Source organism: Ramlibacter aquaticus (assembly GCF_015159745.1).
Lineage (GTDB): Bacteria > Pseudomonadota > Gammaproteobacteria > Burkholderiales > Burkholderiaceae_C > Ramlibacter > Ramlibacter aquaticus.
In genome coordinates, this window is sequence record NZ_JADDOJ010000056.1 from 1 (window position 1) to 26260 (window position 26260).

At 70.6% G+C, this 26260-nt stretch carries 26 protein-coding genes; 18 read left to right on the plus strand and 8 right to left on the minus strand.

Features of this window, described 5'->3' with window-relative positions; translation table 11 throughout:
* Positions 1 to 41 precede the first annotated feature (41 nt).
* From IM725_RS13455 to IM725_RS13475, 5 genes are read left to right on the plus strand one after another with little or no spacing between them, the layout of a single operon-like run.
* Positions 42 to 914 carry a branched-chain amino acid ABC transporter permease gene (locus IM725_RS13455; RefSeq protein ID WP_193781117.1) on the plus strand — a complete coding sequence of 291 codons (873 nt, stop codon included), beginning with the start codon at positions 42 to 44 and terminating at the stop codon, positions 912 to 914.
* Entirely contained in the window at positions 914 to 1876 is a 963-nt protein-coding gene (locus IM725_RS13460; protein WP_193781118.1) for a branched-chain amino acid ABC transporter permease, read from the plus strand. Before IM725_RS13455 ends, IM725_RS13460 begins: the two co-directional genes overlap by 1 nt.
* A complete protein-coding gene (locus IM725_RS13465; protein WP_193781119.1) occupies positions 1873 to 2640 on the plus strand; it encodes an ABC transporter ATP-binding protein in 768 nt (255 codons plus the stop codon). The genes IM725_RS13460 and IM725_RS13465 overlap by 4 nt, the downstream gene beginning before the upstream one ends.
* Positions 2633 to 3337 carry an ABC transporter ATP-binding protein gene (locus IM725_RS13470; protein ID WP_193781120.1) on the plus strand — a complete coding sequence of 235 codons (705 nt, stop codon included), beginning with the start codon at positions 2633 to 2635 and terminating at the stop codon, positions 3335 to 3337. The genes IM725_RS13465 and IM725_RS13470 overlap by 8 nt, the downstream gene beginning before the upstream one ends.
* 4 nt (positions 3338 to 3341) lie before the next feature.
* Complete coding sequence (locus IM725_RS13475) at positions 3342 to 4322, plus strand: tripartite tricarboxylate transporter substrate-binding protein (RefSeq protein WP_193781121.1); 981 nt, start codon at positions 3342 to 3344, stop codon at positions 4320 to 4322.
* Positions 4323 to 4365: 43 nt separating this feature from the next.
* Here the strand turns inward: IM725_RS13475 and IM725_RS13480 are convergent, their stop codons facing one another.
* Entirely contained in the window at positions 4366 to 5277 is a 912-nt protein-coding gene (locus IM725_RS13480; protein ID WP_193781122.1) for a LysR substrate-binding domain-containing protein, read from the minus strand.
* Positions 5278 to 5375: 98 nt separating this feature from the next.
* Between IM725_RS13480 and IM725_RS13485 the strand changes: the two genes are divergently transcribed.
* The 11 genes from IM725_RS13485 to IM725_RS13535 all read left to right on the plus strand — a co-directional run bounded on the left by IM725_RS13485 (position 5376) and on the right by IM725_RS13535 (position 14501).
* Positions 5376 to 6077 carry a substrate-binding domain-containing protein gene (locus IM725_RS13485; protein ID WP_227753800.1) on the plus strand — a complete coding sequence of 234 codons (702 nt, stop codon included), beginning with the start codon at positions 5376 to 5378 and terminating at the stop codon, positions 6075 to 6077.
* A gap of 39 nt (positions 6078 to 6116) precedes the next feature.
* Entirely contained in the window at positions 6117 to 7151 is a 1035-nt protein-coding gene (locus IM725_RS13490; protein ID WP_193781123.1) for an amidohydrolase family protein, read from the plus strand.
* Positions 7152 to 7153: 2 nt separating this feature from the next.
* Entirely contained in the window at positions 7154 to 7837 is a 684-nt protein-coding gene (gene ligK / locus IM725_RS13495; protein ID WP_193781124.1) for a 4-carboxy-4-hydroxy-2-oxoadipate aldolase/oxaloacetate decarboxylase, read from the plus strand.
* A 5-nt stretch (positions 7838 to 7842) separates the two neighbouring features.
* Entirely contained in the window at positions 7843 to 8631 is a 789-nt protein-coding gene (locus IM725_RS13500; RefSeq protein WP_193781125.1) for a transporter substrate-binding domain-containing protein, read from the plus strand.
* A gap of 23 nt (positions 8632 to 8654) precedes the next feature.
* Entirely contained in the window at positions 8655 to 9641 is a 987-nt protein-coding gene (locus tag IM725_RS13505) for a tripartite tricarboxylate transporter substrate binding protein (RefSeq protein ID WP_193781126.1), read from the plus strand.
* A 4-nt stretch (positions 9642 to 9645) separates the two neighbouring features.
* Complete coding sequence (locus IM725_RS13510) at positions 9646 to 10581, plus strand: amidohydrolase family protein (protein ID WP_227753801.1); 936 nt, start codon at positions 9646 to 9648, stop codon at positions 10579 to 10581.
* A 10-nt stretch (positions 10582 to 10591) separates the two neighbouring features.
* Positions 10592 to 10981 (plus strand): protocatechuate 4,5-dioxygenase subunit alpha, encoded by a 390-nt coding sequence (gene ligA, locus IM725_RS13515; protein WP_193781127.1) that lies wholly within the window; start codon positions 10592 to 10594, stop codon positions 10979 to 10981.
* The gene (locus IM725_RS13520; RefSeq protein WP_193781128.1) at positions 10982 to 11839 is read left to right on the plus strand and encodes a class III extradiol dioxygenase subunit beta; all 858 of its coding nucleotides are present in this window, start codon (positions 10982 to 10984) and stop codon (positions 11837 to 11839) included. It abuts the gene before it with no gap.
* Entirely contained in the window at positions 11836 to 12795 is a 960-nt protein-coding gene (locus IM725_RS13525; protein WP_193781129.1) for a Gfo/Idh/MocA family oxidoreductase, read from the plus strand. Before IM725_RS13520 ends, IM725_RS13525 begins: the two co-directional genes overlap by 4 nt.
* Positions 12796 to 12900: 105 nt before the next feature.
* Complete coding sequence (locus IM725_RS13530) at positions 12901 to 13905, plus strand: aldo/keto reductase (RefSeq protein ID WP_193781130.1); 1005 nt, start codon at positions 12901 to 12903, stop codon at positions 13903 to 13905.
* Positions 13902 to 14501, plus strand: a complete 600-nt coding sequence (locus IM725_RS13535) for a MarC family protein (protein WP_193781131.1) — start codon at positions 13902 to 13904, stop codon at positions 14499 to 14501. Before IM725_RS13530 ends, IM725_RS13535 begins: the two co-directional genes overlap by 4 nt.
* 31 nt (positions 14502 to 14532) lie before the next feature.
* On the opposite strand, the gene IM725_RS13540 is transcribed toward IM725_RS13535, so the two are convergent.
* The 4 genes from IM725_RS13540 to dnaG form a co-directional block, all read right to left on the minus strand.
* Complete coding sequence (locus IM725_RS13540) at positions 14533 to 15453, minus strand: LysR family transcriptional regulator (protein ID WP_193781132.1); 921 nt, start codon at positions 15451 to 15453, stop codon at positions 14533 to 14535.
* A gap of 130 nt (positions 15454 to 15583) precedes the next feature.
* Complete coding sequence (locus tag IM725_RS13545; RefSeq protein ID WP_193781133.1) at positions 15584 to 16621, minus strand: NAD(P)H-dependent flavin oxidoreductase; 1038 nt, start codon at positions 16619 to 16621, stop codon at positions 15584 to 15586.
* A gap of 116 nt (positions 16622 to 16737) precedes the next feature.
* Positions 16738 to 19137, minus strand: a complete 2400-nt coding sequence (gene rpoD, locus IM725_RS13550) for an RNA polymerase sigma factor RpoD (RefSeq protein ID WP_193781134.1) — start codon at positions 19135 to 19137, stop codon at positions 16738 to 16740.
* Positions 19138 to 19398: 261 nt separating this feature from the next.
* On the minus strand, positions 19399 to 21174 hold the full coding sequence (gene dnaG, locus IM725_RS13555; protein WP_193781135.1) for a DNA primase: 1776 nt from the start codon (positions 21172 to 21174) through the stop codon (positions 19399 to 19401).
* A 76-nt stretch (positions 21175 to 21250) separates the two neighbouring features.
* Here dnaG and IM725_RS13560 point away from each other — a divergent pair, with 76 nt between their 5' ends.
* Both IM725_RS13560 and IM725_RS13565 read left to right on the plus strand, forming a co-directional pair.
* Positions 21251 to 22897 (plus strand): acyl-CoA synthetase, encoded by a 1647-nt coding sequence (locus IM725_RS13560; RefSeq protein WP_193781136.1) that lies wholly within the window; start codon positions 21251 to 21253, stop codon positions 22895 to 22897.
* 17 nt (positions 22898 to 22914) lie between these two features.
* Entirely contained in the window at positions 22915 to 23829 is a 915-nt protein-coding gene (locus IM725_RS13565; protein ID WP_193781137.1) for a YihY/virulence factor BrkB family protein, read from the plus strand.
* On the opposite strand, the gene IM725_RS13570 is transcribed toward IM725_RS13565, so the two are convergent.
* The 3 genes from IM725_RS13570 to IM725_RS13580 form a co-directional block, all read right to left on the minus strand.
* On the minus strand, positions 23785 to 24525 hold the full coding sequence (locus tag IM725_RS13570) for an amino acid ABC transporter ATP-binding protein (protein ID WP_287067434.1): 741 nt from the start codon (positions 24523 to 24525) through the stop codon (positions 23785 to 23787). The two genes, IM725_RS13565 and IM725_RS13570, sit on opposite strands and share 45 nt — an antisense overlap.
* Complete coding sequence (locus IM725_RS13575; RefSeq protein WP_193781138.1) at positions 24522 to 25628, minus strand: amino acid ABC transporter permease; 1107 nt, start codon at positions 25626 to 25628, stop codon at positions 24522 to 24524. Before IM725_RS13575 ends, IM725_RS13570 begins: the two co-directional genes overlap by 4 nt.
* Positions 25625 to 26260 (minus strand): ABC transporter permease subunit (locus IM725_RS13580; protein ID WP_193781139.1); only part of this gene is annotated, 636 nt, incomplete at its 5' end. The genes IM725_RS13575 and IM725_RS13580, both read right to left, overlap by 4 nt.

Sequence of the window (26260 nt, forward strand, 5' to 3'; positions counted from 1 at the left end):
ATCTTCGAGAGCCCGCGCGGCCCGACGCTCCACCTCACGCCATGCTCACCATCCTCTTCGACGGCATCGCCTACGGCATGCTGCTGTTCGTGCTCGCGGTCGGCCTGGCCGTGACCATGGGCCTGATGAACTTCATCAACCTGGCCCATGGCGCCTTCGCCATGGCCGGCGGCTACGTCATGGTGCTGCTGATGCAGAAGGCGGGCCTGCCCTTCCTGGCCTGCCTGCCGCTGGCCTTCTTGGTGCCGGCGCTGCTGGGCGCCGTGCTGGAGCGCACCCTGTACCGCCCGCTCTACCGCAAGCCCCACCTGGACCAGGTGCTGTTCTCCATCGGCCTGGCCTTCATGTCGGTGGCGGCAGTGGACTACTTCGTGGGCTCCACGCAGCAGATGGTGCAGCTGCCCGAGTGGCTGCGCGGGCGCAGCGAGCTGGGCAGCGGCGCCTGGACGCTGGGCATGGGCCACTACCGCCTGTTCATCATCGCGGTCTGCGCGGTGCTCACGGTGGCCCTGCAGTGGGTGCTGCAGTCGACCCGTTTCGGCAGCCGGCTGCGCGCCTCGGTGGACGACCAGCGCGTGGCCGCCGGCCTGGGCATCAACGTCAACGTCGTCTTCCTCGCCACCTTCGCCTTCGGCTCCGGCCTGGCCGGCCTGGGCGGCGCGCTGGGCGCCGAGGTGCTGGGCCTGGACCCCAGCTTCCCGCTCAAGTTCATGATCTATTTCCTGATTGTGGTGGCGGTGGGCGGCACCAGCTCCATCACCGGCCCGCTGCTGGCCGCGCTGCTGCTGGGCGTGGCCGACGTGGCCGGCAAGTACTACATCCCCAAGCTCGGGGCCTTCATCGTCTACAGCCTGATGATCCTGATCCTGATCTGGCGGCCGCAGGGCCTGTTCGTGCGCAAGGGGGGCCGCTGATGGACGCCCGCGCCTCGCTGGCCCGCGCCAGCCGCCTGCGAGCCTGGGAGCCGCTGCTGTGGCTGGCGGCGTTCGCCGCGCCCGCGCTGCTGCCCAGCTACAACGCGATCATCAACGAGATCGCGATCATGGCCCTGTTCGCGGTCTCGCTGGACATCGTGCTGGGCTACACCGGCATCGTCTCGCTGGGCCACGCGGCCTTCTTCGGCCTGGGCGGCTACACCGCCGCGCTGTTCTGCAAGCACGTGATGCCCGACCCGCTGGCGGGCCTCGCGGTGGCGCTGGGCGCGGGGCTGGCGCTGGGCGCCCTGGCCAGCCTCACGGTGCTGCGCGGCACCGACCTCACGCGCCTGATGGTGACGCTGGGCGTGGCGCTGGTGCTGCTGGAGCTGGCCAACAAGTTCGAGGACATCACCGGCGGCACCGACGGCATCCAGGGCCTGATGTTCACGCCCGTGCTCGGCCGGTTCGAGTTCGACCTGGGCGCCCGCACTGCCGCCTACTACTCGCTCAGCGTCCTGCTGCTGCTGTTCCTGCTGGTGCGCCGGCTGGTGCACTCGCCCTTCGGCGCCACGCTGGAGGCGATCCGCGACAACCGGCTGCGGGCCATGGCCATCGGCATCTCCACGAACTCGCGCATCGGCCTGGCCTACACCGTGGCCGGCGGCCTGGCCGCCGTGGCCGGCGCGCTGATGGTGCAGACCACCGGCTTCGCCTCGCTGGACCTGTTCGAATTCCACCGCTCGGCCGACCTGATGCTGATGCTGGTGATCGGCGGCACCGGCTGGCTCTACGGCGGCGTGGTCGGCGCCGTGGTCTTCAAGCTGCTGCAGGACTGGCTCTCGTCCATCACCCCGCAGTACTGGACCTTCTGGCTGGGCCTGTTCCTGGTGCTGCTGGTGCTGGTCGGACGCGAGCGCGTGCTGCGGCCCTTCCAGTCCCTGGGCGGGAGGCGCGCATGAGCGAGCAGCCCATCGTGCTGGCCTGCGAGGGCCTGGTGAAGCGCTTCGGCGGCATCACCGCCACCAACGACGTGACGCTGCGCCTGCGGCGCGGCGCCCGCCACGCGCTGATCGGCCCCAACGGCGCCGGCAAGACCACGCTGATCAACCTGCTGACCGGCGTGCTGGACGCGACCGCGGGCCGCATCACCCTGGACGGCGACGACATCACCCGCCTGGCGCCGCACAAGCGCGTGCGGCGCGGCATGGTCCGCACCTTCCAGATCAACCAGCTGTTCAACACCATGACGCCGCTGGAGACCCTGGCCCTGGTGGTGTCGCAGCAGCGCGGCCTGGGCGCCGGCTGGTGGTCGGCCCTGGGGCGCGACGCGGCGGTGGCCGAACGCTGCGCCGCGCTGCTGGACCAGTTCCACCTCGCCGAGGTCGCGCAGGTGCGCACCGAGCACCTGGCCTACGGCAAGCGCCGCCTGCTGGAGATCGCGATCGCGCTGGCCTGCGAGCCGCGCGTGCTGCTGCTGGACGAGCCCGTCGCCGGCGTGCCGGCGGGCGAGCGCGAGGAAATCCTGCAGACCGTGGAGGCCCTGCCGGCCGAGGTCTCGGTGCTGCTCATCGAACACGACATGGACCTGGTCTTCAGCTTCGCCGACCGCATGACGGTGCTGGTCAACGGCACGGTGCTCACCGAGGGCACGCCGGCCGAGATCGAGGCCAACCCCGAGGTGAAGGCCGTCTACCTGGGGCACGAGGGAGCGTCGCATGGCTGACCTGCTGAATGTCCAGGACCTGCGTGCCGGCTACGGCGAGGCCGTGGTGCTCAACGGCGTCTCCTTCAGCCTGGGCGAAGGCCAGACCCTGGCCCTGCTGGGCCGCAACGGCACCGGCAAGACCACGCTGATGGACACCCTGGCCGGCGCCACGCGCCAGCACGGCGGCAGCATCACGCTGGGCGGCGTGGCGCTGCACAGGCTGCCCTCGCACCAGCGCGCCGCGGCCGGCATCGGCTGGGTGCCGCAGGAGCGCAACATCTTCAAGTCGCTCACCGTGCACGAGAACCTCACCGCCGTGGCGCGCCCGGGGCCCTGGGGCCCGCAGCGCGTGTACGAGATGTTCCCGCGCCTGGCCGAGCGCAAGACCAACCTGGGCACCCAGCTCTCGGGCGGCGAGCAGCAGATGCTGGCCATGGGCCGCGCGCTGGTGCTGAACCCGAAGCTGCTGCTGCTGGACGAGCCGCTGGAAGGCCTGGCGCCCATCATCGTCACCGAGCTGCTGCGTGCCATCGCCCGCATCACGCGCGAGGAGGGGCTGGCCGCCATCATCGTGGAGCAGCACCCGCAGGCCATCCTGGCCATCTCCCACCAGGCCGTGGTGCTGGACCGCGGCAGCGTGGTGCACAGCGGCGCGGCCGACGCGCTGGCGGCCTCGCCGGCGCTGCTGGACCGCCTGCTCGGTGTGGCACGATAGGCGCATGGATTCCAGCCGCCGCAGGCTGGCGGCGGCCCTCGCGGCCGGCTGCCTGCTTCCCTCGCTCGCCCGCGCACAGAAGAAGTGGCCGCCCCGGCCGGTGCGCATCGTCGTGCCCTTCGGCCCCGGTGGCATCGCCGACCTCACCGCCCGCGCGGTGGGGCAGGCCCTGTCGCAGCAACTCGGCCAGGCCGTCATCGTCGACAACCGGCCGGGCGCCGGCGGCGTGGTGGGCGGCGAACTGGTGGCGCGCGCCGAGCCCGACGGCACCACGCTGCTCCTGCTCAGCAACGGCAGTGCCGTCACCGCGGCGCTGTTCCGCAAGCTGCCCTTCGACATCCAGAAGGATTTCGCGCCGGTGGCCCTGCTCGGCATGTTCGAGCTGGGGCTGGTGGTGCCCGCCAACTCCCGCTTTCGCAGCGCGGCGGACTTCATCGCCGCGGCGCATGCCCAGCCCGGCAAGCTGAACCTGGCCACCATCGCCGTGGGCAGCACGCAGAACCTGGCCGCCGAGCTGTTCCGCTCGACCGGCGGGCTCAAGCTGCAGGTGGTGCCCTTCAACGGCACGCCGGCCGTGGTCACTGCGCTGCGCGGGGGCGAGGTGGACGCGGCCATCGAAATCCTGGGGCCGCTGCAGCCGCAGGTCGCTGCCGGCGCGCTGCGCGTGCTGGCGGTGCTGGGCGACAGCCGCTCGCCCGCGCTGCCCAAGGTGCCGCGCCTGGGCGAGCTGGGCGGTCCCTTCGCCGGCTTCGCCGTCAATTCCTGGAACGCACTGGCGGCGCCGGCGCGCACGCCGCCCGACGTGGTGGACCGGCTCAGCCGCGCGCTGCAGGCCGCGCTGGCCCAGCCGCAGCTGCAGCAGCAGCTGGCCGCCCTGGACGTGGTGGCCGGCTACCAGCCGCCCCCTGTGCTCGCCGAGCTGCTCGCGCGGGACCTGCGGCGCTGGAACAGCGTGATCGACCACGCCGGCATCGCCCGGCAGTGAACCGCGGGGCGTGCGGCCCCGTGCACCGGGTTCAGGCCCCGCCTCAGGCGTGCGCGACCACGCGCGGCGCGATCTCGCGGATCAGGTCCAGCGTCGCCTTCTGCACCGGCGTGGCCGGGCGCTGCAGGCTGGTGACCAGGCACAGGCGGATGCGCAGCGGCGGCGCGCCGATCTGGCGCGCGGTGTAGGCCGAGGGCCGGTGCGAGTTGAGCAGCGCGTTGCGCGAGAGGATCGCGCAACCCGCGCCGTCCAGCACCAGGTCCAGGATGGAACTCACGCCGTCGATCTCCAGCGCCACCGTGGGCCGCGCGCCGATGTCGGCCATCTGCGCCTCCACGTGCATGCGGATCGCGTTCGGCCGGGTCGGAATCACCAGGGGCAGCGCGGCGACGTCCATCAGGGCGACGGGCCCGGGCGGCGGGTCCTCGGGCAGGCCGGGGGGCCGGGCCTGCACCAGCAGCAGGTCCTCCTCCAGCAGGGGCGAGATGTCCAGCTCGCGCGAGGGCTGGGCGTTGTAGAGCAGGGCGATGTCCAGCCGGCCGGTGGCCAGGCCTTCCTGCAGGCCCCCCGAGAGCCCCTCCGAGATGGACAGGTGGGCCTGGGGCAGGGCCTCGCGGAAGGCCCGCGTGAGCGGCACCGTCAGCACGCGCGCGACGCTGCTGGGCAGGCCCACCGCGACCCGGCCCGACACGCCGCCGCGCAGGCGGCCCAGGTCGTCGCGGGCGCGTTGCACCTGGTGCAGGATGCCGCGCCCGTGTTCCAGCAGGATGGTGCCGGCCTCGGTGGGCACGGCGCCCCGCCCGTTGCGCACCAGCAGGGTCTGGCGCAGTTCCACCTCCAGCAGCCGCACCTGCCGGCTCAGGGCCGGCTGGGCGACGTCCAGCTCGATCGCGGCCCGGGTGAAGCTGCCCAGTTCGGCGACGCGGACAAAGTATTCGAGCTGCTTGAGGTCCATATTTTCGATAGCTGTGCGCCGATTATGCCGAAGCGATATAGCTGCTAGAGGGCCGCCGGGGTCGCCGCCGCGGGGGCCGGCGCCCACAATCCAGCCCCATGTCCGACCCCACGCGGGCCGCCCTGCGCGGCATTTCCTCCATGGCCACGCGCCAGGTGTTGGCCGAACTCGCACAGGCCTGGCAGCAGGCGGGCGGCCGTCCCGTGGCCATCGAATCGGTGGGCGGCGTCGAGGCCGCGAAGCGGGTCGCCGAGGGCGAGGCCTTCGACGTGGTGTTCCTGGCGTCGGACGCGATCGACAAGCTGCTGGCGGCCGGCCACGCGCTGGCCGGCAGCAAGGTGGACCTGGTGCGCTCCGCCGTCGCCGCGGCGGTGCCGGCCGGTGCGCCGCGGCCCGGTATCGCGACCGAGGCCGCGCTGCGCGCCGCGGTGCTCGCCGCGCCCAGCATCGGCTACTCCACCGGCCCGAGCGGCACCGCGCTGCTGCAGCTGTTCGAGCGCTGGGGCCTCGCCGCAGAACTGGCGCCGCGGCTGAAGCAGGCGCGCCCCGGCGTGCCGGTGGGCAGCCTGGTGGCCTCGGGCGAGGTCGCGCTGGGCTTCCAGCAATTGCCCGAGCTGATCCACGTGGCCGACATCCAGCTGCTGGACCCGCTGCCCGCCGCCGTGCAGATCGAGACCGTTTTCTCCGGCGCCGCCTGCGCCGGCGCCAGCGACCCTGGGGCCGTGCAGGCCCTGCTGGCCTTCATGGCGTCGCCCGCCGCGGCCGAGGCCAAGCACCGCCAGGGCATGCAGCCCGCCTGACACCTTTTCCCGACACCGAGACACGGAAGACCCGCCACCATGAGCCTCGTCATCGATTGCCACGGCCACTACACCACCGCGCCCAAGGCGCTGGAGGCGTGGCGCAACCGCCAGATCGCCGGCATCCAGGACCCGTCCGCGCGGCCGGCGGTGTCCGAGCTGAAGATCAGCGACGACGACATCCGCGAAACCATCGTCAACAACCAGCTGCGCCTCATGAAGGAGCGCGGCAACGACATGACGCTGTTCTCGCCACGCGCCAGCTTCATGGCGCACCACATCGGCGACTTCGAGGTCTCGTCCACCTGGGCCGCGATCTGCAACGAGCTGTGCTTCCGCGTGAGCGAGCTGTTCCCCGAGCACTTCGCGCCGGTGGCCATGCTGCCGCAATCGCCCGGGGTCGACCCGAAGACCTGCATCCCCGAACTGGTGAAGTGCGTGGAGGAATACGGCTGCGTGGGCATCAACCTGAACCCGGACCCCTCGGGCGGCCACTGGAAGGAGCCGCCGCTGACGGACAAATGGTGGTACCCCATCTACGAGAAGATGGTGGAGTACGACATCCCGGCGATGATCCACGTCTCCACCAGCTGCAACGCCTGCTTCCACACCACGGGCGCGCACTACCTGAACGCCGACACCACCGCCTTCATGCAGTGCCTGCAGGGCGAGCTGTTCAAGGACTTCCCCACGCTGCGCTTCCTGATCCCGCACGGTGGCGGCGCGGTGCCCTATCACTGGGGGCGCTTCCGCGGCCTCGCGCAGGAGATGAAGAAGCCGCTGCTCGAGGAGCACCTGCTGAACAACATCTTCTTCGACACCTGCGTGTACCACCAGCCCGGCATCGACCTGCTGAACAAGGTGATCCCGGTGAAGAACGTGCTGTTCGCCTCCGAAATGATCGGCGCGGTGCGCGGCATCGACCCGCAGACGGGCCATTACTACGACGACACCAAGCGCTACATCGACGCCTGCGGCCAGCTCTCCGACGCCGACCGCCACGCGATCTTCGAAGCCAACACGCGCCGTGTCTTCCCGCGCCTGGATGCGCGCCTCAAGGCGAAAGGACTCTGACCATGTACGAACTCGGCGTCGTCTACCGCAACATTGAACGGGCCGACCGCGACACCGCGGATGCGCTGGCCAAGCTGGGCTCGGCCACCGTGCACGAGGCCATGGGCCGCGTGGGCCTGATGAAGCCCTACATGCGCCCCATCTACGCCGGTGCGCAGGAATCGGGCACCGCCGTGACGGTGCTGCTGCACCCGGGCGACAACTGGATGATGCACGTCGCGGCGGAGCAGATCCAGCCCGGTGACATCGTGGTCGCGGCCGTCACCGCCGAGTGCACCGACGGCTACTTCGGCGACCTGCTGGCCACCTCCTTCCAGGCCCGCGGCGCGCGCGCGCTCATCATCGATGCCGGCGTGCGCGACGTGAAGACGCTGGCCGAGATGAAGTTCCCGGTCTGGAGCAAGGCGATCAGTTCCAAGGGCACCATCAAGGCGACCCTGGGCTCGGTCAACATCCCGGTGGTCTGCGCCGGTGCGCTGGTGAACCCGGGCGACGTGGTGGTGGCCGACGACGACGGCGTGGTCGTGGTGCCGCGTGCCATCGCGAAGAAGACCCTGGACGCCGCCGTGGCCCGCGAAGCCCTGGAGGGCGAGAAGCGCGCCAGGCTCGCGTCCGGCGTGCTGGGCCTGGACATGTACAAGATGCGCGAGCCGCTGGAAAAAGCCGGCCTGCGCTACATCGACTGAACGTCATGGTCGTGCGCCGCGCGCTGTTCGCCCTGCTGCTGCCAGCGTTGCTGGGCGCGGGCTGCGCCACTGTCCCCGCGGCGGACCCGGTGGCCCGCCGCGCACTCGCGCCCACTGGGGCGCTGCGCGTCGGCGTCTACCTTGGCAGCCCCAGCTCGCTGGTGCGCGCCATCGACGGCCGCGACGCTGGCGTCGCCCACGACCTGGACGCGCAACTGGCGCAGGAACTCGGCGTACCGGTGCGCTATGAGCGCTTCGATCGCGTGGCCCAGGTGTTGTCGGCGATGAAGCGCGGCGAGGTCGATTTCACGGTCACCAATGCCACGGTCGCGCGGGCGCGCGACGTCGACTTCACGCCGCCTGTGCTGCAGCTGGAGCTGGGCTACCTGGTGCATGCCGCATCGCCCATCGTCAACCTCGCAGGCATCGACCGGCCCGGCGTGCGCGTCGGCGTGACCGAAGGCAGCTCCTCCTCGGTGACGCTGGCGCGGCAGTTCCGCTCGGCGCAACTGGTCGCCGTGCCCTCCCTGGCGGCGGCGGCGCAGCAGCTGCGCGCAGGGGGCCTGGACGCCTTCGCCACCAACAAGGCCATTCTTTTCGAGATGGCCGACCAGGTGCCGGGGGCCGCTGTGCTGCCTGGCCGCTGGGGCCTGGAGCACCTGGCGATCGCCGTGCCGCAGGGCCGCGGGGCCGGGCGGGACTGGCTGAATGCCTTCGCCACGCGCGTGCGCGGCAGCGACGCGCTCGCGGCGATGGTGAAGCGGGCCGGACTGCGCGGTACCGCCCAGGATTGAAACCGAACAACGAGGAGACGACGATGATCCATTCCCTGTCCCGCCGCCAGGCGATCCTGGCCCTGGGCTGCACCGCAGTCGCCGCGGCAGCCCCGGCTGCATTCGCGGCCGACACCTTCCCCGCCAAGCCGATCCACATCGTGGTGGGCTACTCCGCCGGCGGCGCGGTGGATGCGGTGGCCCGCACCGTCGGGCAGGTGCTCTCGGCCAGCCTGGGCCAGCCCGTCATCGTGGACAACAAGCCGGGCGCCGGCACCAACATCGCCGTGAAGGCCGTGGTCGACGCGCCGGCCGACGGCTACACGCTGCTGATGGCCGCCAATGCGCTGTCGGCCAACCCCTCGCTGTACCAGCCGTCCCCCTTCGACCCCGAGAAGCAGCTGGTGCCGGTCTCGCTCATCGGCCGCGTGCCGGTGGTGATCGCCGCCAACCCGTCCGCGCCGTACACCAGCGTCGCCAAGCTGGTCGAGGCGGCCAAGGCCAAGCCTGGTTTCGTGCAGTACGCGACGCCCGGCAACGGCTCGACACCGCACATGGCGATGGAGCTGTTCGCGCACACCGCGGGCATCCAGCTGCAGCACGTGCCCTACCGCGGCGGCGCACCGGCCATCACCGACGTGATCGGCGGACAGGTGCCGCTGGTGGCGGTGAATGCGCTGGAGGTGCAGCCGCACGCCAAGGCCGGCAAGCTCAAGGTCGTGGCGACGCTGGGCGCCGCGCGCACGCCCATCTTCCCCGACGCACCCACCGTGGCCGAGTCCGGCTTCCCGGGCTTCGAGGCCTCCGTCTGGTACGGCCTGGTGGCGCCGGCCGGCACGCCGCCGGCCGTGCTGGAACGCCTGCATGCCGAGGTGCAGAAGGCGCTGCAGTCGCCCACCGTGCGCGAGCGCATGGTGGCGGTGGGCGGCGAGGTGCTGCCCGGCACCGCGCAATCCTTCGGCCAGCTGATCCACAACGACCGCGTGCGCTACGAGAAGCTGGTGCACGAGGCCCACATCAAACCCGACTGATCCCATGAGCACACCGACCTCGGGCGACTTCACCAAGACCCCCGGCTGGCTGGACTGGTTCTCCGGCCCCAGCAAGCCGCGCTTCCAGCTGCCCCCCGGCAGCGTGGACGCGCACTGCCACGTGTTCGGCCCCGGCGCCGAGTTCCCCTATGCGCCCGAGCGCAAGTACACGCCCTGCGACGCTTCCAAGGCCCAGCTGTTCGCGCTGCGTGACCACCTGGGCTTCGCGCGCAACGTCATCGTGCAGGCGACCTGCCACGGCGCCGACAACCGGGCCCTGGTGGACGCCCTGCTGCATTCCGATGGCAAGGCGCGCGGCGTCGCCACGGTGCGCCGCAGCGTCACCGACGAAGAGCTCCAGGCCATGCACGCCGCGGGCGTGCGCGGCGTGCGCTTCAACTTCGTCAAGCGCCTGGTCGACTTCACGCCCAAGGACGAGCTGATGGAGATCGCCGCGCGCATCGCCCCGCTGGGCTGGCACGTGGTGATCTACTTCGAGGCGGTGGACCTGCCCGAGCTGTGGGACTTCTTCACGGCCCTTCCCACCACGGTGGTGGTGGACCACATGGGCCGCCCGGACGTGAAGAAGCCGGTCGACGGCCCCGAGTTCGCGCTGTTCATGAAGTTCATGCGCGAGCACCCGAACGTGTGGAGCAAGGTGAGCTGCCCCGAACGGCTCTCGGTGTCGGGACCGCCCGCGCTCCACGGCGAGCAGGCCGCCTACCGCGACGTGGTGCCCTTCGCCCGACAGGTGGTCGAGAGCTTCCCCGACCGCGTGCTGTGGGGCACCGACTGGCCGCACCCCAACCTGAAGGACCACATGCCCGACGACGGCCTGCTGGTGGACTTCATCCCCCACATCGCCACCACGGCGCAACTGCAGCACAAGCTGCTGGTCGACAACCCCATGCGCCTGTACTGGCCCGAACTCGTGAAGTGAGGAGGCCGCGATGCCCCTGGACAAACCCTATCTGGACGTGCCCGGCACGACCATCTTCGACGCCGACCAGAGCCGCAAGGGCTACTGGCTGAACCAGTTCTGCATGTCGCTCATGAAGGCCGCCAACCGCGAGCGCTTCAAGAAGGACGAGCGCGCCTACCTGGACGAGTGGGCCATGACCGAGGAGCAGAAGCAGGCCGTGCTGGCGCGCGACCTGAACCGCTGCATCGCGCTGGGCGGCAACATCTACTTCCTGGCCAAGATCGGCGCCACCGACGGCAAGAGCTTCCAGCAGATGGCCGGCTCCATGACGGGGCTGTCGGAAGAGGCGTACCGCGACATGATGATCAACGGCGGCCGCTCCCCCGAGGGCAACCGCTACCTGCACGAGAAGAAGTAAATGGCCCGCATCACCGCCTCCGTCTACACCTCGCACGTGCCGGCCATCGGCGCCGCGATGGACCTGGGCAAGACCCAGGAGCCCTATTGGCAGAAGGTCTTCTCGGGCTACGAGTTCTCGCGCCAGTGGATCAAGGAGAACCCGCCTGACGTGGTCTTCCTGGTCTTCAACGACCATGCCACCGCCTTCAGCCTGGAGATGATCCCCACCTTCGCCATCGGCACCGCCGCCGAGTACGCGGTGGCGGACGAGGGCTGGGGTCCGCGCCCCGTGCCCAAGGTGATGGGCGAGCCCGAGCTGGCCTCGCACATCGCGCAGTCGGTCATCCAGCAGGATTTCGACCTCACCCTGGTCAACAGGATGGACGTGGACCACGGCCTCACGGTGCCCCTCTCGCTGATGTGCGGTGACGTCAAGGAATGGCCGTTCAAGGTGATTCCCTTCGCCGTCAACGTGGTGCAGTACCCGGTGCCCAGCGGCATGCGCTGCTTCAAGCTGGGCCAGGCGATCCGCCGGGCGGTGGAGAGCTTCGACAAGGACCTGAACGTGCAGATCTGGGGCACGGGCGGCATGAGCCACCAGCTGCAGGGCCCGCGCGCGGGCCTGATCAACCGCGAGTGGGACAACGCCTTCCTGGACCGCCTGCTGGCCGACCCCGAAGGCCTGGCCCAGGTGCCGCACATCGACTACGTGCGCGAGGCCGGCAGCGAAGGCATCGAGCTGGTGATGTGGCTGATTGCCCGCGGCGCCATGGCCGACGTGGCCGGCGGCCCCAAGCCCACCCTGAAGCACCGCTTCTACCATGTGCCCGCGTCCAACACCGCCGTCGGCCACATGATCCTGGAGAACAACGCATGAGCAACGACAAGACCCTGCGCATCGCGCTCGCCGGCGCCGGCGCCTTCGGCCAGAAGCACCTGGACGCCCTCAAGCTGATTGACGGCGTGCAGGTCACCTCCGTCATTGGCCGCGAGCTGGACAAGACCCGCGAAGTGGCCGCCCGGTACGGCATCGGCCATGCCACCACCGAACTCGCCGAGACCCTGGCGCGCGACGACGTGGACGCCGTGATCCTGTGCACGCCCACGCAGATGCACGCCGCCCAGGCCATCGCCTGCATGCAGGCCGGCAAGCACGTGCAGGTGGAGATTCCGCTGTGCGACCGGCTGGCCGACGGCGAGGCCGTGGTGGCGCTGCAGAAGAAGACCGGCCTGGTGGCCATGGTGGGCCACACCCGCCGCTTCAACCCCAGCCACCAGTACGTGCACCAGAAGATCCAGGCCGGGCAATTCAACATCCAGCAGATGGATGTGCAGACCTATTTCTTCCGCCGCACCAACATGAATGCGCTGGGCCAGCCGCGCAGCTGGACCGACCACCTGCTTTGGCACCACGCCGCCCACACGGTGGACCTGTTCGCCTACCAGGCCGGCAGCCCCATCGTGAAGGCCAACGCGATCCAGGGCCCCATCCACCCCACGCTGGGCATCGCCATGGACATGAGCATCCAGCTGCAGGCCGCCAACGGCGCGATCTGCACGCTGTCGCTGTCCTTCAACAACGACGGCCCGCTGGGCACCTTCTTCCGCTACATCGGCGACACGGCGACCTACATCGCCCGCTACGACGACCTGTTCAACGGCAAGGACGAGAAGATCGACGTCTCCAAGGTCGCGGTGTCCATGAACGGCATCGAGCTGCAGGACCGTGAGTTCGTGGCCGCGATCCGCGAGGGCCGCGAGCCCAACGCCAGCGTGGCCCGCGTGCTGCCCTGCTACCAGGTCCTGCACCAGCTCGAACAGCAGCTGGCCTGAGCGCCGCGCCGGCGGCCGCCCCGGCTGTCGCACAATCACGCCGGACGCCCCAAGCGGTCGCCCGGCGTTTTCCATTCCGAACGACGACGAGACGAGGTTTTCCAAGTGCACGACAGACAACTCGGCCCCTTCCAGGTTTCCGCCATCGGCCTGGGCTGCATGAACCTGAGCCACGCCTACGGCACGCCGCCCTCGGCCGAGCAGGGCGAGCGCCTGCTGCTGGCCGCGCTGGACGCGGGCGTGACGCTGTTCGACACCGCCGCGCTGTACGGCTTCGGCGCCAACGAGACCCTGGTGGGGCGCGTGCTCAAGGCGCACCGCTCGAAGTTCACCCTGGCCAGCAAGGGGGGCATGGCGGGCGTGACCGGCGACGACGGCACGGTGCGCCGCGTGATCGACGGCCGGCCCGAGGCCGTGCGCCGCAACTGCGAGGACAGCCTGCGCCGCCTGCAGACCGACGTCATCGACCTCTACTACCTGCACCGCTGGGACAAGAAGGTGCCCATCGAGGAGAGCGTGGGCGAGATGGGCCGCCTGGTGCAGGAGGGCAAGGTGCGCACCCTGGGCCTGTCGGAGGTCTCGGCCGCCACGCTGCGCCGCGCCCACGCCGAACACCCCATCACCGCGCTGCAGACCGAGTATTCGCTGTGGACGCGCAATCCCGAGATCGCGGTGCTGCAGGCCTGCCGCGAGCTGGGCGTGGCCTTCGTGGCCTTCAGCCCCGTGGCGCGCGGCTTCCTGTGCGGCGAGCTGCGCGACGTGTCCACCCTGGACGCCAAGGACATCCGCAAGAGCATGCCGCGCTTCGACCCGGACCATTACGCCGCCAACCTGCGGCTGCTGCCCGCCTACGAGGCGCTGGCCCGCGAGGCCGGCTGCACGCCCGCGCAGCTGGCGCTGGCCTGGCTGCTGCACAAGGGCGACGACATCATCCCCATCCCCGGCACCACCCGCCTGGCGCACCTGCACGACGACCTGGCCGCCGCCGACATCCGGCTTTCGGAGGGCCTGGTTGCGCGTCTGGAGGCGCTGGTCAACGAGAAGACGGTCTCCGGCAACCGCTACGGCGCCCAGGCCCGCAGCGAGGTGGACACCGAAGAGTTCGCGTGAACCACGATTTCGCCTCGGCGACGGTCCTGCTGCTGCTGATCACCGACCCCTTCGGCAACATCCCTGTCTTCGCCCATGCGCTGCGCGAGGTGGCGCCCGGGCGCCGGGCCTGGGTGATCGTGCGCGAGAACCTGATCGCCTTCGGCATCCTGGTGTTCTTCCTGTTCGCGGGCGAGGCCTTCCTGCGCGTGATGGGCCTGTCGGGCACCTCGCTGCAGATCGCCGGGGGCGTGGTGCTGTTCATCATCGCGCTGCGCATGATCTTCCCGCGCGAGGGCGGGGCGCCCGGCGCGGCCCTGCCCCAGGGCGAGCCGCTGATCGTGCCGCTCGCGATCCCGCAGATCGCCGGGCCGTCGGCCATGGCCACCGTCATCCTGCTGGCCAGCCAGGCCCCGGCCCAGCGCTGGGAATGGGTGGCCGCGCTCACGGTCACCATCGCCGCCGGTGCCGTGGTGCTGCTGCTCGCCGAACGCCTTCAGCGCGTGCTGGGCGAGCGCTTCGTCATCGCCATGGAGCGGCTGATGGGCCTGATCCTGGTGGCCGTGGCGGTGGAAATGCTGGTGCGCGGCTGGCGCATGGTCGCCGCCGGCGGCTGAGGTCCACCAGGCGGGCCCAGCTGGCCCAGGCTCAGGCGGTGGCGAGGGTGTGCGCCATCACCTCGGCCACCACCTCGTCCAGCTGCGCGCGCAGCCAGCGATGGGCCGGGTCCTGCTGGTAGCGCGCATGCCAGACCGCGTACATGGGCAGGGTGGGGCACTGCAGCGGCACCGGCGCATGGGCGAAGCCCTGCAGCGTGTGGTGGGCCAGGCCGGCCGGCGCGGTCGCCAGCAGCTTGCTGCCCCGCAGGAAGGCGGGCAGGGCGCCGAAGCCCGGCACCATCACCCGGATGCGCCGTCGCACGCCGCGGGCGGCCAGCTGCTGGTCCAGGTCCAGCGGGCGGCTGGGCGGGTAGACCACGGTGGCGTGCTCGGCGGCCAGGTAGTCCTGCTCGTCCAGCGGCGCGTCACGGCGGGCCGGGTCGTAGAAGACGCGGTAGTCGTCCTCGAACAGGCGCTTCTGCACGATGTCGGCGCCCTCCGGCGGGCGCGGGCTGATGACCAGCTGGCAGTTGTCGTCGCGCAGCATCTCCAGGTGCGGCAAGGCCGAAGGGATGACGCGGATGTTCACGCGCGGGGCGGCGCGCCGCAGCCGCTCGGCCAGGGCGGGCAGCAGCAGGTCGCGCTGGAAATCGTTGGCGGCGATGGTGAGCGTGGCCTCCCACTCCAGCGGGTCGAAGGCCTCGTTGCGGGCGAAGCGCTGCATGGCGTGCAGCAGCTCGCGCGCCGGGGTGCCCAGGGATTCCGCGCGGGCCGTGGCCGCGATGCCCCGCCCGGCCTTCACGAACAGCGGGTCGCCGGTGATCTCGCGCAGCTTGTCCAGGCCATGGCTCACGGCCGACTGCGTCACCCCCAGCCGCATGGCGGCCTGGGTGACGTTGCGTGTCTCCAGCACCGTCAGCAGCAACTGCAGCGCGTGTGCATCCAGGTGGGTCCAGTCGAAGCGGCTCATGAAAGGTATGACCCTTGGTCGGTTCATGCCTTTGTACTCGTGTGGCCGGCCTTCCATCTGATTCAGGTCAAACGGGAGCCGGATTCCATGACGCGCAGCCCATCCTGGCTGCAGGCCCCGGGCGGACGGTTCAGCCTGCCGCGGTCCAGCCCGCGGCCAGGGCCTGGACCACGGCAGCGGCCGGGCCCGTGCGGCAGCCCTTGCGGTTGGTGCCCGACCACAGCGGGGTGAAATCGTCCCTACCCACGGCCTCGGCCTGCGTGCGCAGGGGCGCCATGGCCGCGCTGGCAAGGGGGAAGGGCGGCGCCTTGGGGTTGACCGCCCCCAGCTCGCGCATGGCGCGGTTGTAGAGCCCGCGCGCCAGCCCGCCCGAGAAGAGGTTGGTCAGCGCGGTGGGGGCCGCCAGGTCCTGCAGCCGGGCGCGGTGCAGGGGGCCGGTGGTGGCCTCGTCGCACAGCAGGAAGGCCGTGCCCACCTGCACCGCCGAGGCGCCCGCCGCCAGCGCGGCCCGCACGTCCCCGGCATCGGCGATGCCGCCCGCGGCGATCACCGGCAGGGACACCCGGCCCCCCAGCTGCGACAGCAGCGCCAGCGTGCCGCTCTGCCGGGCCGGGTCGCGGTCCAGGAAGTGGCCACGGTGCCCGCCGGCCTCCAGCCCCTGGGCGATGATCGCGTCGGCGCCGTTCTCCTGCAGCCACAGCGCCTCGCGCAGGGTGGTGGCCGAGGAGGCCACCATGGCCCCGCGCGCCTTGACCCGCGCCAGCAGGTCCGCCGCCGGCAACCCGAAGTGGAAGCTGACCACGGTGGGCCGGAAGTCCTCCAGCACCTCGGCCGCCTCGGCGTCGAAGGGCCGGCGCCCACCGCCCGCGGCGTCCAGCGGTACGTCGAGCTCGCGGTAGTACGGCGCCAGCGTGCCGCGCCAGGCGGCTTCCACGGCCGCGTCCGGCACGGGCGGCACGTGGCAGAAGAAGTTGGCGTTGTAGGGCAGCCCGCTGTCCGCCAGGGCGCGCAGTTCGCGGGCCAGGCGTTGCGTGTCCATCATCGCGGCGGGCAGGGAGCCCAGCGCCCCGGCCGCGCCCACCGCCAGCGCGAGCCTCGAATCCTGCACGCCGGCCATGGGGGCCTGGATGAGCGGCACGCGCGTGCCCCAGAGTTGTTCCAGTCGCATGCCCCGATTCTTGCTGACGCGCGGGCCGCGCCACAAGTCATCCGTGGACGAAAAAAAAGTCCGGCCGCGGCCGGACTTTCTTCAGCGTGCCGGCCCCCGGGGGCCGGACGGTGGGCTCAGACGCCCGAGTCGATGAAGCTGCGCAGCTTGTCGCTGCGGCTGGGGTGCTTGAGCTTGCGCAGGGCCTTGGCCTCGATCTGGCGGATGCGCTCGCGGGTGACGTCGAACTGCTTGCCGACCTCTTCCAGGGTGTGGTCCGTGCTCATCTCGATGCCGAAGCGCATGCGCAGCACCTTGGCCTCGCGCGGGGTCAGCGAATCCAGGATGTCCTTGACCACATCGCGCAGGCCGGCCTGCATCGCGGCCTCGATGGGCGCGGTGTTGGCCTGGTCCTCGATGAAGTCGCCCAGGTGCGAATCGTCGTCGTCGCCGATCGGCGTTTCCATGGAGATCGGCTCCTTGGCGATCTTCATGATCTTGCGGATCTTGTCTTCCGGGATCTCCATCTTCGCGGCCAGGATGGAGGCGTCCGGCTCGAAGCCGAACTCCTGCAGGTGCTGGCGCGAGATGCGGTTCATCTTGTTGATGGTCTCGATCATGTGCACCGGGATGCGGATCGTGCGGGCCTGGTCCGCGATGGAGCGGGTGATGGCCTGGCGGATCCACCAGGTGGCGTAGGTCGAGAACTTGTAGCCGCGGCGGTATTCGAACTTGTCCACCGCCTTCATCAGGCCGATGTTGCCCTCCTGGATCAGGTCCAGGAACTGCAGGCCGCGGTTGGTGTACTTCTTCGCGATGGAGATCACCAGGCGCAGGTTGGCCTCGATCATCTCCTTCTTGGCCTCGCGCGAGGAGGCCTCGCCCTCGTTCATGCGGCGGTTGATCTCCTTGAGCTCGGTCAGCGGCACCACCACCTGCGACTGCAGGTCGGTCAGCTTCTGCTGCAGCTCCTGGATGGCCGGGATGTTGCGCTGGATGATCACGCTCCAGGGCTTGCCGGCGGTGGCCTGCTTCTCGACCCAGCGCAGGTTCAGCAGGTTGGGCGGGAATTCCTTGATGAAGATTTCCTGCGGCATGCCGCACTTGTCCACGATGATGCGGCGCAGCTCGCGCTCCTTCTTGCGCACGTCGTCGACCTGGCCGCGCACCATGTCGCACAGCTTCTCGATGGTCTTGGCCGTGAAGCGGATGGTCATCAGCTCCTCGGACAGGGCGTGCTGGGCCTTCTGGTAGGCCGGCGTGCCGTAGCCTTCCTTGTCGTAGATCTTGTGCACCTTCTCGAAGAGCAGGGCGATCTTGTCGAAGCGCTCGAGCGCGTTGTTCTTCAGCTCTTCCAGCTTCTTGGTCAGCGCCTTGGAGCCGCCGTTGCCGTCGTCGTCGTCATCGGCGTCGAACTCGTCGAAGTCTTCCTCGGCCACGTAGTCGTCGGCCTCGTTCGGGTTCGAGAAGCCGTCCACGATGGTGGAGATGACGACCTTGCCCTCGCGGATGTCGGCCGCCAGGCGCAGGATTTCGGCGATGGTGGCGGGCGATGCGGAGATCGCCTCCATCATGGCCATCAGGCCGCCCTCGATGCGCTTGGCGATCTCGATCTCGCCCTCGCGCGTGAGCAGCTCCACCGTGCCCATCTCGCGCATGTACATGCGGACCGGGTCGGTGGTGCGGCCGAACTCGCTGTCCACGGTGGACAGGGCGGCTTCGGCTTCCTCTTCCGCTTCCTCTTCGGTGGCGGCGGTGGGGCCGGTGTTGGTCAGCAGCAGGGTCTCGGCGTCCGGCGTCTGCTCGTACACCGCCACGCCCATGTCGTTGAGCATGGAGACCACGACTTCCAGCGTCTCGGCATCGACCAGCTTCTCGGGCAGGTGGTCGGTGATCTCGGCGTGGGTGAGGTAGCCGCGCGTCTTGCCCAGCTTGATCAGGGTCTTCAGGCGCTGGCGGCGCTTGAGCATTTCCTCTTCGGTCAGGACGGTCTCGTCCAGGCCGAATTCCTTCATCAAGGCGCGTTCCTTCGCCTTGCTGATCTTCATGCGCAGCGGCTTGACCTTCTCGGTCGTGCTGGCCTCGGCCACCGGCTCCTCGCCGCCGATCTCGTCCTCGATGTCGGACAGGTCCAGGTCGTCGGCAGGCTTCTCGGCGCCGGCACCGGCCGCGGCCTTGGGCTTGCGGCCGCGCTTGGCGCCCTTGGCGGGCGACTCGGCGGTCGCGTCGGCGCTGGCCGCCTTGGGCGGGCGGCCGGGCTTCTTCTTGACCACCACCTCTTCGGTGGCGGCAGCCTTGGCGGGCTTCTTCAGTTCATCCTTGGCGGCGGCGGTCTTGGCGGGCGTCTTGCTGGCGGGCACTGGCGGGTCTTTCCTGGCGGTCTTGGCGGCGGGCTTGGCTGTGGAGGTCGCCTTCACGACCTGCAGCTTCGGCTTGGCCGGGCTGTCCTGTTTGATCGGTTTTTTCGCTGCGGGTTTCGACGCGGCCTTGGCGGCGGGCTTGGTGGCGGTGACTTTTCCGGACTTCTGAGCAGGCATGGAAATACCTCGGGACATCAAGAGGGCAGAAAAAACAAAAAGGCGCCAATACAACCCGGCGCGGGTGGCAACGCACAACCCGCGCGAGTGGCGCGGGCCGCAGCGTCATGGGCAAGATGGGTGGGCGAACATTTGGGGTGCAGTCCTTGCGGGGTGTGCGGGCCGGTCGCGCCGTGCTGGCGTCGGATGGCCCCGATCCGGAGGTGCTGCTGTCGCTCTTGCCGCTTAGCAAACCCTACATTATACCGCCAGGCGGAAAAATCAAGAGTGGGTGCCCTTGGAAGCGGCCCAGAGCTGCTTGAGCCGCTCGTAGGCGGCCGGGTCCGTCGCGGCCCGGGCCGACAGTTCCATGCGCTCCTCGGCCAGGCGACGGTCGTGCTCCATGCGCAGGATGTGGTGCAGCTCCTGCAGGTCGTGCTCGATGTCGGGCAGCACCTGGGCCAGGTGGTTGCGCAGGAAGGCGGCCTGCTCGTGGCCTTCGATAGCCGCCGCCAGCGCCTGCCAGGGCTGCTCGCCGTGCTCGTGCACCTGGCTGTCCAGCCAGGAGAACAGCGGCCCGTAGGGCGGCGCCAGCTCGCACAGCAGGTGGTGGTCGGCGTTGCTGAGCGCGTCCCAGGCGCCCGGGTTCAGGAAGCAGATCTGCAGCGCGCGGTCGGCACGGCCGGGCGGCAGGGTGCGGCCGGGCCGGCGCGGCGGGCGCGGCGCCTCGGCCGAGGCCCGCCTGCGCATCCCCGGCGGCGCGGACACGCCCCACAGCTGGGCCAGCTCGCCGGGCTCCAGCTGGGCCAGCTGGGCGATCTCGGCCAGCAGCTGGCGCTTGAGCGCGCCGTCGGGCAGCTGGGTCCACAGCGGCTTGGCGTTGGCGGCCATGTGGGCCCGCCCCTCGGCCTCGTCCAGCCGGCAGCCCTCGCGCGCGCACTCGACCAGGAAGCGCGACAGCGGCACCGCCTCGCCCACGTAGCGGGCGAAGGCGTCCCGGCCGTGCTCGCGGATGTAGCTGTCCGGGTCGTGCTCGGGCGGCAGGAAGAGGAACTTCACCGACCGCGTGTCGGTGGCATAGGGCAGGGCGCCGTCCAGCGCCTTGCGGGCGGCGCGCCGGCCGGCTTCGTCGCCGTCGAAGCTGAACACCACCGCGTCGGTGAAGCGGAACAGCTTCTGCACGTGGTCGGTGGTGCAGGCGGTGCCCAGCGTGGCCACGGCGTTGGGGAAGCCCAGCTGCGCCAGCGCGACCACGTCCATGTAGCCCTCGGTGACCAGCACGTAGCCGGCCTCGCGCAGGGCCTGCCGGGCCTCGAACAGGCCGTAGAGCTCGCGGCCCTTGCTGAACACCGGCGTCTCGGGCGAGTTCAGGTACTTGGGCTTCTCGTCGCCCAGCACCCGGCCGCCGAAGCCTATGCATTCACCCTTGACGTTGCGGATCGGGAACATGATCCGGTCGCGGAAGCGGTCGTAGCGCTTGCTGTCCTCCTCGTGCACGATGACCAGGCCGCTTTCCTCCAGCAGCGGATCGTCGTAGGACGGGAACACGCTGGCCAGCGTGCGCCAGCCCTCGGGCGCATAGCCCAGGCCGAAGCGCTTGGCGATCTCGCCCGACAGCCCCCGGCCCTTCAGGTAGGCGACGGCGCGCGGCGAGCCCTTGAGCTGCTTGCGGAAGGCCTCGCCGGCCTTCTCCAGCACGTCCGTCAGGGTGTGGTGCTTCTGCCGCGCCTGGGCCTGGCGCTCGCGCTCGGCGGGCGGCATGTCCTCCTCGGGCACCTGCAGGCCGTACTGGCCGGCCAGGTCCTGCACCGCCTCCACGAAGCTCATGCCGGCGTGCTCCATGAGGAAGCGGATGGCATCCCCGCTCTTGCCGCAGCCGAAGCAGTGGTAGAACTGCTTGGTCGGGCTGACCGAGAAGGAGGGCGACTTCTCGCCGTGGAAGGGGCACAGCCCCATGAAATTGGCGCCGCTCTTCTTCAGCGGCACGTAGCGGCCGACGATCTCGACCACGTCCACGCGGGCGAGGAGCTCCTGGATGAAGGAGGCGGGGATGGCCATCGGGTAATCTTACTGAAGGGTAGGCAGCCTATGCTGCCGGGGTCCGGTCCTGGACCGCATGGAAAGAGACGACGCTATGACCAGCATTTTCGACCAGCATCTGCCCCGCAACGAGGCCAATTTCGCGCCCATCACGCCCCTGGCGTTCCTGCAGCGCACGGCCGAGGTCTATCCCGGCAAGCTCGCCATTGTCCACGGCCCCGTGCGCCGCACCTGGGCCCAGACCTACGAGCGCTGCCGGCGCCTGGCCAGCGCGCTGTCCCGGCACGGCATCGGCAAGGGCCAGACGGTGGCCGTGATGCTGCCCAACACCCCGCCCATGGTGGAAGCCCACTTCGGCGTGCCCATGGCCGGCGCGGTGCTCAATTCGCTCAACACCCGGCTGGACGCCGAGACCATCGCCTTCATGCTGGACCACGGCGAGGCCCGCGCCGTGATCGTGGACCCCGAATTCACCGGCGTGATGGACAAGGCCCTGGCCCTGCGCCAGCGCCAGGAGCCCCTCCTCGTCATCGACGTGGAGGACGAGGTCTGGACCGGCCGCCACGACCGCATCGGCAGCCTGACCTACGAGGAACTGCTGGCCGGCGGCGACCCCGCCTTCGCCTGGCAGATGCCGGGCGACGAGTGGGACGCGATCGCGCTCAACTACACCAGCGGCACCACCGGCAACCCCAAGGGCGTGGTCTACCACCACCGGGGCGCGGCGGTGAACGCCATCTCCAACATTCTCGAATGGGACATGGGCAAGCACCCGGTCTACCTGTGGACCCTGCCCATGTTCCACTGCAACGGCTGGTGCTTCCCCTGGACCATCGCGGCCCGGGCCGGCGTCAACGTCTGCCTGCGCAAGGTGGAGGCGCAGGCCATGGCCGACGCGATCCGCGAGCACGGCGTGACGCACTACTGCGGTGCGCCCATCGTGCACGGCCTGCTGGTGAACGCGCCCGATGCGATGAAGGCCGGGCTGCCGCGCGGCGTCAAGGCCATGGTGGCGGGCGCCGCGCCGCCGGCCTCCATGATCGAGGGCATGGAGCGCATGGGCTTCGACCTCACCCACGTGTATGGCCTGACCGAGGTCTACGGCCCGGCCACCGCCTGCGCGCAGCACGACGAATGGAACGCGCTGGACATCGGCGAGCGGGCCCGCCTGAACGCCCGGCAGGGCGTGCGCTACCACCTGCAGCGCGACGCCCAGGTGCTGGACCCGCAGACGATGCAGCCCGTGCCCTGGGACGGCGAGACCATGGGCGAGATCATGTTCCGCGGCAACATCACCATGAAGGGCTACCTCAAGAACGAGAAGGCCACGCAGGAGGCCTTCGCCGGCGGCTGGTTCCACACCGGTGACCTCGCGGTGCAGTACCCGGACGGCTACATCAAGATCAAGGACCGCAGCAAGGACATCATCATCTCCGGCGGCGAGAACATCTCCTCCATCGAGGTCGAGGACGTGCTCTACCGGCACCCGGCGGTGCTGGCGGCCGCGGTGGTGGCCAAGCCGGACGCCAAGTGGGGCGAGACCCCCTGCGCCTTCGTGGAGGTGAAGCCCGGCGCGCAGGTCACGCCCGCGGACATCGTCGCCCATTGCAAGCAGCACCTGGCCGGCTTCAAGGTGCCGCGCGCGGTGGTGTTCGGCGAACTGCCCAAGACCTCCACCGGCAAGATCCAGAAGTTCGAGCTGCGCAAGCAGGCCGGTTCGGCCACCGCGATCGACGTCTGAGGACGAGAATGGGGCGCATGCCGCTCCTCAGTCCCCAGGCCGCGCAGGTTCTCCAGCACCCCGGCGCCTTCGCGCTGCGGGTGCTCAAGGGCTTCAAGGCCAACCAGGGCCTGCTGCTGGCCGGCGCGGTGGCCTACTACGCGCTGCTCTCGGTGGTGCCCCTGCTCATCCTCATCGTCATCACGCTCTCGCACTGGATCGACCAGGCCGAGCTGCTGGACACCCTGGGCCGCTACCTGGGCTGGCTGGTGCCGGGGCAGTCCGGGCCCATCATCGACGAGCTGCGCAATTTCCTGGTGCACCAGGGCGTGGTCGGCTGGTTCCTGGGCCTGACCATGCTCTTCTTCAGCTCGCTCGCCTTCGGCGTGCTGGAAAGCGCGATGTCGGCCATCTTCCTGCACCGGCTGGCCGTCAAGCACAGGCGCTACATCGTCTCGGCCGTGCTGCCCTACCTGTACGTGCTGCTGCTGGGCGTGGGCTTCCTGGTCGTCACGCTGGTGGCCGGCAGCCTGCAGGCCATCGGGCAGGAGAGCGTGGAGCTGTTCGGCCACACCTGGTCGCTCAAGGGCCTGTCGGGCGTGCTGCTCTACCTGCTGGGCCTGGTCGGCGAGGTGGTGCTGCTGAGCTCGGTGTACATGGTGATGCCGGTGGGCCGGCTGTCCTGGCAGCGCGCGCTGCTGGGCGGCGCGACCGCCGCCGTGCTGTGGGAGATCACCCGCCACGTGCTGGTCTGGTACTTCAGCACGCTGTCGCAGGTGAACGTGGTCTACGGCTCGCTCACCACGGCCATCGTGGTGATGTTCAGCCTGGAGATCGGCGCCACGCTGCTGCTGCTGGGCGCGCAGGTGATCGCGGAGTTCGAGCGCGCGACGCTGCCGGCCGGCGCCTCAGTGCCCCAGCACCTTGGACAGGAAGGCGCGCGCCCGCTCTGAGGCCGGCGCGCTGAAGAACTGCGCCGGTGGCGCCACCTCCATCACCTGGCCCTCGTCCATGAAGACCACGCGGTCGGCCACCGCACGGGCGAAGCCCATCTCGTGCGTCACGCACAGCAGGGTCATGCCCTGGCCGGCCAGCTCGGTGATCGCCTCCAACACCTCCTGCACCATCTCCGGGTCCAGTGCCGACGTGGGCTCGTCGAACAGCATCACGCGCGGCTGCATGCACAGCGCCCGGGCGATCGCCACCCGCTGCTGCTGGCCGCCCGAGAGCTGGCTGGGGAACTTGCCGGCCTGCTCGGCGATGCGCACGCGCTCCAGCTGGGCCATGGCCCGGTCCCGGGCCTCGGCCGGCGACAGCCCGGCGACCCAGGTCGGCGCCAGGGTCAGGTTCTGCAGCACGGTGAGGTGCGGAAACAGGTTGAACTGCTGGAACACCATGCCCACCTCGCGCCGCACGGCCGCCACCGCGGCTTCGCTGTCCAGCACGCGCCCGCAGACCGTGAGCCGGCCCTCCTGGTAGTCCTCCAGGCCGTTGACGCAGCGGATCAGCGTGGACTTGCCCGAGCCCGAAGGCCCGCAGACCACAATGCGTTCACCCGGCTGCACCGCGAGCTCGATGTCGCGCAACACGTGCAGGCCGTTGCCGAACCATTTGTTCAGCCTCTCGAAGTGGACCAGGGGCTCGCTCACCGCGCCCTCCCGCGGCCCAGGCGCCGCTCCAGCGCCAGGCTCATGCGCGAGAGCGCGAAGCAGCCGCTGAAGTAGATCGCGGCCACGAACAGCGAGGCCTCGACCTGGAAGGGCCGCCAGTCGGCGTCCGAGGACAGCGCGAGGCCGAGCGCGCCCGTCAGTTCGTAGAGCGAGACGATGGTCACCAGGGATGTGTCCTTGAAGAGCGAGAGGATGTTGTTCACCAGCGCCGGCACCACGGCCGCCAGCGCCTGCGGCAGCACGATGCCGCGCTGCGCCTGCCACCACGACAGGCCCAGGCTGGCGGCGGCCTCGGCCTGGCCGCGCTCGACCGACTGCAGGCCGGCCCGCACGATCTCCGCCATGTAGGCGGCGGCGAACAGCGTGAGGCCGGCGACCACGCGCAGCAGCACGTCGGGCGTGCGGCCGGGCGGCAGCAGCAAGGGGGCCATGAACGAGGCCATGAAGAGCACCGACACCAGGGGCACGCCGCGCACCAGCTCCACGAAGGCGCTGCAGACCGCGCGCAGGGCCGGCAGCCGGCTGCGACGCCCCAGCGCCAGCGCCACGGCGAGCGGGAAGGCCAGCGCCAGCGCCGTGCCGGTGAGCAGCAGGGTGAGCGGCAGGCCGCCCCAGAGGTCGGTGGGCACGTGCGCGAGCCCGGCCCCGCCGCCCATCAGCCAGAGGAAGGCGGCCAGCACGAGCAGCCAGGCGGCGGCGAGCCGCAGTGGCCGGCGCAGCCAGGGTGCGCCACTGGCCCCCACGGTGGCGACCAGCAGCAGGCTGGCCAGGGCCGCGCGCCAGCGCTGGTCGGCCGGGTAGCGGCCGAAGACGATGAGTCCGCCTTTTTCGGCGACCACGCCCCAGCAGGCGCCCTGGCCGCGTGCGGCCTGGCAGCGCGTGGCGTCGGGCTGCCACACGGCGTGCACCAGCGCCCACTGCAGGAAGTGCCAGCCGGCCCAGGCCAGCAGAAGCGCCAGCACGATGGTGGTCGCGCCCGTGAGCGCGTCGCCGAAGAGCTCGCGCCGCGCCCGTTGCAGCAGCCCGGCCGCGGGCGCGGCCGGACGCGGGCGGGCGGCGACGAACCCGGCCGCACCGCTCATCGCGCGCCCGCCCACCAGCCGCCGGCGCGGTGCTCGGCCCAGCGCATCAGCCCGGCCGTGAGCAGCGAAAGCAGCAGGTACACGGCCATGATCACCGCGATGCATTCCACGGCCCGGCCCGACTGGTTGAGCGAGGTGTTGGCCACGGACACCAGCTCGGGGTAGCCCACCGCCACGGCGAGCGAGGAGTTCTTGGTCAGGTTCAGGTACTGGCTGGCCAGGGGCGGAAGGATCAGGCGCAGCGCCTGCGGCAGCACCACCAGCCGCAGGGTGCGCCGCGCCGGCAGGCCCAGCGCGGCCGCGGCCTCCAGCTGGCCGGCCGGCACCGCGGCGATGCCGGCCCGCACGATCTCGGCCACGTAGGCGGCGGTGTACACGGACAGGCCCAGCACCACGGCCAGGTACTCCGGCGAGAGCGCCGGCCCGTCCTGCGCGCCCCAGGCCAGGCCCGCCTTGGAAAGGAACAGCAGCCCGGCCAGCGAGGCGGGCGCGTCCACCGCCGGCAGGAACTCGGTGAGCAGCAGGTACCAGGTCAGCAGCTGCAGCAGCAGCGGCACGTTGCGCACCGCCTCCACGCAGGCCCGGCACAGGCCGCGCAGCAGCGCGTTTCGGCCCACCCGCCCCAGCCCCCG

Excerpts from the sequence above, each read along its gene's own strand:
- IM725_RS13455 (WP_193781117.1), top strand. The coding sequence starts at position 42 with ATGCTCACCATCCTCTTCGACGGCATCGCCTACGGCATGCTGCTGTTC.
- IM725_RS13460 (WP_193781118.1), top strand. The coding sequence starts at position 914 with ATGGACGCCCGCGCCTCGCTGGCCCGCGCCAGCCGCCTGCGAGCCTGG.
- IM725_RS13465 (WP_193781119.1), top strand. The coding sequence starts at position 1,873 with ATGAGCGAGCAGCCCATCGTGCTGGCCTGCGAGGGCCTGGTGAAGCGC.
- IM725_RS13470 (WP_193781120.1), top strand. The coding sequence starts at position 2,633 with ATGGCTGACCTGCTGAATGTCCAGGACCTGCGTGCCGGCTACGGCGAG.
- IM725_RS13475 (WP_193781121.1), top strand. The coding sequence starts at position 3,342 with ATGGATTCCAGCCGCCGCAGGCTGGCGGCGGCCCTCGCGGCCGGCTGC.
- IM725_RS13480 (WP_193781122.1), bottom strand. The coding sequence starts at position 5,277 with ATGGACCTCAAGCAGCTCGAATACTTTGTCCGCGTCGCCGAACTGGGC.
- IM725_RS13485 (WP_227753800.1), top strand. The coding sequence starts at position 5,376 with ATGTCCGACCCCACGCGGGCCGCCCTGCGCGGCATTTCCTCCATGGCC.
- IM725_RS13490 (WP_193781123.1), top strand. The coding sequence starts at position 6,117 with ATGAGCCTCGTCATCGATTGCCACGGCCACTACACCACCGCGCCCAAG.
- ligK (WP_193781124.1), top strand. The coding sequence starts at position 7,154 with ATGTACGAACTCGGCGTCGTCTACCGCAACATTGAACGGGCCGACCGC.
- IM725_RS13500 (WP_193781125.1), top strand. The coding sequence starts at position 7,843 with ATGGTCGTGCGCCGCGCGCTGTTCGCCCTGCTGCTGCCAGCGTTGCTG.
- IM725_RS13505 (WP_193781126.1), top strand. The coding sequence starts at position 8,655 with ATGATCCATTCCCTGTCCCGCCGCCAGGCGATCCTGGCCCTGGGCTGC.
- IM725_RS13510 (WP_227753801.1), top strand. The coding sequence starts at position 9,646 with ATGAGCACACCGACCTCGGGCGACTTCACCAAGACCCCCGGCTGGCTG.
- ligA (WP_193781127.1), top strand. The coding sequence starts at position 10,592 with ATGCCCCTGGACAAACCCTATCTGGACGTGCCCGGCACGACCATCTTC.
- IM725_RS13520 (WP_193781128.1), top strand. The coding sequence starts at position 10,982 with ATGGCCCGCATCACCGCCTCCGTCTACACCTCGCACGTGCCGGCCATC.
- IM725_RS13525 (WP_193781129.1), top strand. The coding sequence starts at position 11,836 with ATGAGCAACGACAAGACCCTGCGCATCGCGCTCGCCGGCGCCGGCGCC.
- IM725_RS13540 (WP_193781132.1), bottom strand. The coding sequence starts at position 15,453 with ATGAGCCGCTTCGACTGGACCCACCTGGATGCACACGCGCTGCAGTTG.
- IM725_RS13545 (WP_193781133.1), bottom strand. The coding sequence starts at position 16,621 with ATGCGACTGGAACAACTCTGGGGCACGCGCGTGCCGCTCATCCAGGCC.
- rpoD (WP_193781134.1), bottom strand. The coding sequence starts at position 19,137 with ATGCCTGCTCAGAAGTCCGGAAAAGTCACCGCCACCAAGCCCGCCGCC.
- dnaG (WP_193781135.1), bottom strand. The coding sequence starts at position 21,174 with ATGGCCATCCCCGCCTCCTTCATCCAGGAGCTCCTCGCCCGCGTGGAC.
- IM725_RS13560 (WP_193781136.1), top strand. The coding sequence starts at position 21,251 with ATGACCAGCATTTTCGACCAGCATCTGCCCCGCAACGAGGCCAATTTC.
- IM725_RS13565 (WP_193781137.1), top strand. The coding sequence starts at position 22,915 with ATGCCGCTCCTCAGTCCCCAGGCCGCGCAGGTTCTCCAGCACCCCGGC.
- IM725_RS13575 (WP_193781138.1), bottom strand. The coding sequence starts at position 25,628 with ATGAGCGGTGCGGCCGGGTTCGTCGCCGCCCGCCCGCGTCCGGCCGCG.